A 5,004-nucleotide genomic window follows, 5' to 3' on the forward strand; every position below is an offset into this window, starting at 1 on the left:
GACTCACAATGAACATCCTCTCCTACGGACACAACATCCGTACAAGTTGGGTGTCCACTAAACGAGGGTAACCTCAGGTGATCTTGGTTAGTTTCAGCGCTAGTGCGTAGATGGTTTTGCCGGCGTCGGTGCGTGGACGTGAGGTTGTGTAGTGGCGGATGACGCGTTGGGCGTGGACAAGGCAGCGTTGAATCCGTGTGTTGGGCCAGCAGGTTTTGATTGCTGAGTAGGCGCCTTGGCCGCCGTCGAGGACGACGCATAACGGTTCGGCGATACCACGCAGTAGTTGTGTGTAGGCGTGGGCTGACTCGCGTGTGGCCCAGTGCCAGGCGATGACGTGGTCACGGCTGGCTGCCACAAGCAAGCAGCCAGCGTCGGTGTAGGTGCCGTCGATAAAGATCTGGTCGTAGACCCGGTTGGGATCCGGGGTATTAGGGACATCGATGAGCCAGAATGGTTCGAATTTACGGTCAAGTGTCCAGCGTGAGCAGCCGACTTCCGAGGCGATGCGAGTCAGTGGTGCTGTCGTAGTGACATAGCGGTGAAATGTTGTGGGTCAAGTCGCGGGCAAGTGCTTGATCTTTACGGTGTCGTGTTGGGTTGCAGCCCGTAAGTTTTCGGGTTGTCAGTATTTCTACTTACCCCACTTTATGCTCGGAGGATTGTGCTCTTGCAGGCGTGACTGAATTCTCCACTGGGGAGGGGAGATTCGGTCTTTCTGGAGGTCATCTCACGTAACCTGGGGCGCATGAGGCTCGACAATATAACCCGCCCCTTGCTGGCGTCCTTTTTCGCCGCGGTCGCGTGGAGTGTTTTAGGTGGGCTAATCTTGCCGAAGCCCAATCTCGCCTACGACGAAGGAATTGCGTCGTGGATTGTGTCGATGCTGGTCTCAGTAATGCTGGTTGGTTCAATGGCCGTTTTCGCCGGTGATGGCTCGTCGGCTCGGGGGATGACCAGCGCGCGGAGCATTGTCGCAGCAGCTACCGGCGCAGGAATTGCCGTGCTTGGCGATCTGGCATTCCTATTTCTCACTACGCCGCCCGACGGGCAGGACGGCCTGGCCGTCGCCTATGTCGTGTTCTTCTACATCCCGCTACTTTTTCTCGGCGGATGGGCTGCCAGTGCCGCGATTAATCGGATGCGTAGGTGGTACCGGCAAGTAAAGAAAGAAGGAGAGACCTAGCTGTCGGCTGTGAGCTAGGCCTCTAACTTTGGAGTCGCCAGCGTCTGGTGTGTCAGGTTAAGGTCGACCATCGTAACCTGCCAGGCGCGGAGGGCGTTGGGCAAGGCAATAGTCGGCGCCGTCTTCGGACGTGAATCGGAATCGACAAATCGCCTAGCCCCGAGGGCATGAATTCTTAGAACAGGCCAGTCGGGTTCTCGTCGTAAGAGACGAGCATGCACTTGGTCTCCTGGTAATGCTCGAGCATCATCAAGTGATTCTCGCGGCCGATACCGGACTGCTTGTAACCGCCGAAGGCTGCGTGAGCAGGGTAGCTGTGGTAGTTATTCACCCACACGCGGCCAGCCTGGATACCGCGGGCAGCGCGGTAGGCGTTGTTCTGGTTGCGACTCCACACACCGGCGCCAAGACCGTAGATGGTGTCGTTGGCAATCTCGAGAGCCTCGTCCAGAGTTTTGAAGGTTGTCACGGCCAGGACCGGGCCGAAGATCTCCTCGCGGAAGAAGCGCATCGAGTTGTTGCCCTTAAAGATCGTCGGCTCGACGTAGTAGCCTCCCTCCAACCCTTCGAGCTTGGCGACGTTGCCGCCGGTGAGAACCTCCGCGCCCTCCTTCGGCCCGGACTCCAAGTAGCCGGAGATTTTGTCCAGCTGCTCCTGGGAGGCCTGGGCGCCCATCTGTACTGACGTATCCAGCGGGTTGCCGGTCTTAATCTGCTTGACGCGCTCGACCGCGAGCTTCAGGAACTCATCAGCGATGTCTTCGTGGACCAAGGCTCGCGACGGGCAGGTGCAGACCTCGCCCTGGTTCAACGCGAACATGGCCAGGCCCTCAATGCACTTCTCGCGGAATGCGTCGTCGGCGTCCATGATGTCGGGGAAGAAGATGGATGGGGACTTGCCGCCGAGCTCCAGCGTGATTGGAATAATCTTGTCGGACACTGCCTTATTGATCACCTGGCCAACGGCAGTCGATCCGGTGAACGCAATCTTGGAGATCCGGTCGCTTGCGGTCAGCGCAGCACCGGCCTCGGTGCCGAGGCCATTGACGATGTTGAGGACGCCGTCCGGAAGCAGATCGGCGATGATCTCAGTGAGCATGAGGATCGACGCGGGGGTCTGCTCTGCAGGCTTGAGCACGATGCAGTTGCCGGCAGCGAGGGCCGGGGCGATCTTCCAAGCGGCCATCAGGAGGGGGAAGTTCCACGGGATGATCTGGCCGACGACGCCGAGTGGCTCGTGGAAGTGGTAGGCGACCGTGTTGTCGTCGATCTGCGAGATGCGCCCCTCCTGCGTGCGGGTGGCGCCGGCGAAGTAGCGGAAGTGGTCGATTGCGAGCGGGATGTCAGCGGCGAGGGTCTCGCGGATGGCCTTGCCGTTCTCCCAGGTCTCGGCGACGGCAATCTTCTCAAGGTTTTCCTCCAGACGGTCCGCGATGCGGTGGAGGATCAGCGCCCGCTCGGCCGCAGGAACCGAGGCCCAGGAGTCCTTTGCTTTGTGTGCGGCGTCGAGGGCGAGCTCAATGTCTTTCTCGTTAGACCGCGGAACCCGGCAGAAAACCTCGCCCGTGACCGGGGTGGAGTTGTCCATGTATTGCCCGTCTACTGGAGGTGTCCACTTACCGTCGATGAAATTCTCGTACTGCTCCTTGTATGTGAAAATTGCATCGGGGGTGCCGGGGTTGGCGTAAACAGTCATGTAGACACGTCCTTTCGATAGGGAAACAAAAAACGTACGAGCAAACTTTACTTTGTGACTCGCGCCACAGTCAACACTTATTTTTTCATCGCTTTTGCGAGAGATGCGATTGCTGCCGACCCTAAATCTGCCCCGACGTCGCCGTGAGAAATTCCAGAATTGCCCGCACACGGCGGTTTTCCTCGCCGGGCTCCAGATGCAGCTTCATAAAGATATTGGACACGTGTTTCGCCACTGTCGCCCCTGAAAGCACGAGGTCATCGACAATCTGCTTATTGGACTTGCCTCCTGCCATCAGCTCCAGCACTTCGCGCTCGCGCGCCGTCAAACTGGCTAGCCCCGATTTGCCGGACTGCATCAATGCCGTCGCCACATCAGGGTCAATCACCACGCCACCACCTGCGACGACTTCGAGCGAACCCAAGAAGTCCAACACCTGGCCGTGAAGTGTCCTGGGTTTAGTTCCGATCGTTTCTAGAGGAGGATTGGATCATGCCTAGGAAGTTCAGTGACGAGTTCAAGGCCAAGGCAGTGCGTTTGGCTGAGGAGCTCGTTGAGCTCGAAGGGTGCTCGAAATGGAGTGCAGCCGTAGAGATCGGTGAAAAGCTCGGCATTCCAGCGCACACGCTCAACGATTGGTTGAAGCCGAATATGGCCTCGTCCGATGTTGAGGTCGGCGCCGGCGAGTCAACGGCTAACGAACTGATGCGGCTCCGGAAAGAGATTAAGGAGCTACGCAGGGCTAACGAGATCTTGAAAACCGCGTCAGCTTTTTTCGCGGCGGAACTCGACCGGCCCACCAGAAGATGATCGAATACATCGATGCGTATCGCGATCGCTTCGGGGTCGAGGCTATCTGTCGCACATTGAAAGAGACAGAATGTGGGTTCATCACCTCTCGTGGCTACCGAGCAGCGAAAACACGAGCCCCGTCGGCGAGGAGTTTGTCGGATGCGCTGCTCATTCCTGAATTGGTGAGGGTCTACGAGGACAACTTCAGCGTCTACGGGGTCCGCAAGATGTGGAAGGCTATGCAGCGCGCCGGCTGGAACATCGGTCGTGATCAAACCGCGCGTTTGATGAAGCAAGCTGGCATTTACGGCCGCAGGCGTGGCCGCACACCGATGACAACGCTTCGGGCCAACGTTCCGGATTGCCGCCCTGACCTGGTAAAACGTGACTTCACTGCCCCCGCGCCGCACCGGTTGTGGGTCGCTGACATCACCTATGTGCGCACCTTGTCTGGTTTTGCCTACACCGCGTTTATCACCGATGTGTACTCCAGAAAGATCGTCGGTGTCGCAACTCGGGCGAGCATGCGTACCGATGAACTGCCGCTGGAGGCCTTTGAGCACGCCCTGTATCACGCTGGTGATCTTCGCTCAGAAGGGCTTGTCCACCACAGTGACCGCGGCTCCCAGTATGTGTCGATCCGTTACGGTGAAGCGCTCGCCCAGGCGGGTATCGATCCGTCCGTTGGCACCGTTGGCGACTCCTATGACAACGCGTTGGCTGAAACGGTCAACGGGCTCTACAAAACAGAGCTGATTTATCCCCACCGGCCGTGGGCATCGGTCGGTGAAATCGAGATCGCCACTCTTCGCTGGGTGCACTGGTGGAACAACCACCGCCTGCACGAGTCATTGGGATACATCACCCCACAAGAGATGGAAGACGCCTACTATCAACAATCAGGCGCTCAAACGTTAGGCGTTCAATAAGCGGAACGAAAACCAGGACGCTTCAACCACCACTAACTAACCGCCTAACCACAACCCCAAACTTCAAACCGAGCCGAAAGCACAAACCGCTACACCACTACACGGGACTTGACCCATATGGGGCATCGGGGTCTGTTATGAGTCACCCAAAAAGACAACCAAGCCTCTGCTACCACATGCAGGAGCCATTCCGGTGGATTGTACAAGAAACGGGCCTGAATAAGGCCTCAAACCCTATTCAAGCCCGATTTACATATCCTGATCAGCAGATATGCTGAAAATCAGACACACTTTTTGACCTTTAACCCTCTATTAACCCCCGCATGCGGCTTAAGGGTCAAAAAGTGTGTCTGAATTGGGCGATTTCCAGTAGGTGACCTGCATTAACGCCAAAAGTATAT

The 5,004-nt window shown here is 57.5% G+C and carries 3 protein-coding genes and 2 pseudogenes; 2 read left to right on the forward strand and 3 right to left on the reverse strand.

Annotated elements, in window-relative coordinates; translation table 11 throughout:
- Positions 1–76 precede the first annotated feature (76 nt).
- A pseudogene (locus tag QP968_RS10925) lies at positions 77–547 on the reverse strand (transposase); the annotation flags it as partial.
- A 201-nt stretch (positions 548–748) separates the two neighbouring features.
- Between QP968_RS10925 and QP968_RS10930 the strand changes: the two are divergent.
- Entirely contained in the window at positions 749–1,186 is a 438-nt protein-coding gene (locus tag QP968_RS10930; protein ID WP_284856428.1) for a hypothetical protein, read from the forward strand.
- A gap of 175 nt (positions 1,187–1,361) precedes the next feature.
- Here QP968_RS10930 and exaC read toward each other — a convergent pair whose 3' ends face one another.
- Both exaC and QP968_RS10940 read right to left on the reverse strand, forming a co-directional pair.
- A complete protein-coding gene (gene exaC, locus QP968_RS10935) occupies positions 1,362–2,882 on the reverse strand; it encodes an acetaldehyde dehydrogenase ExaC (protein WP_034666204.1) in 1,521 nt (506 codons plus the stop codon).
- Positions 2,883–3,003: 121 nt separating this feature from the next.
- Positions 3,004–3,321: pseudogene (locus tag QP968_RS10940) on the reverse strand (response regulator transcription factor); the annotation flags it as partial.
- A gap of 53 nt (positions 3,322–3,374) precedes the next feature.
- Here QP968_RS10940 and QP968_RS10945 point away from each other — a divergent pair.
- Positions 3,375–4,603, forward strand: a protein-coding gene (locus QP968_RS10945; RefSeq protein ID WP_284856429.1) for an IS3 family transposase whose coding sequence is annotated in 2 segments (ribosomal slippage) — positions 3,375–3,651 and positions 3,651–4,603 — 1,230 coding nt in all. Because the reading frame shifts where the segments join, the coding sequence is not laid out codon by codon here.
- Positions 4,604–5,004: the final 401 nt, after the last annotated feature.

Source organism: Corynebacterium sp. MSK041 (assembly GCF_030232265.1).
Lineage (GTDB): Bacteria > Actinomycetota > Actinomycetes > Mycobacteriales > Mycobacteriaceae > Corynebacterium.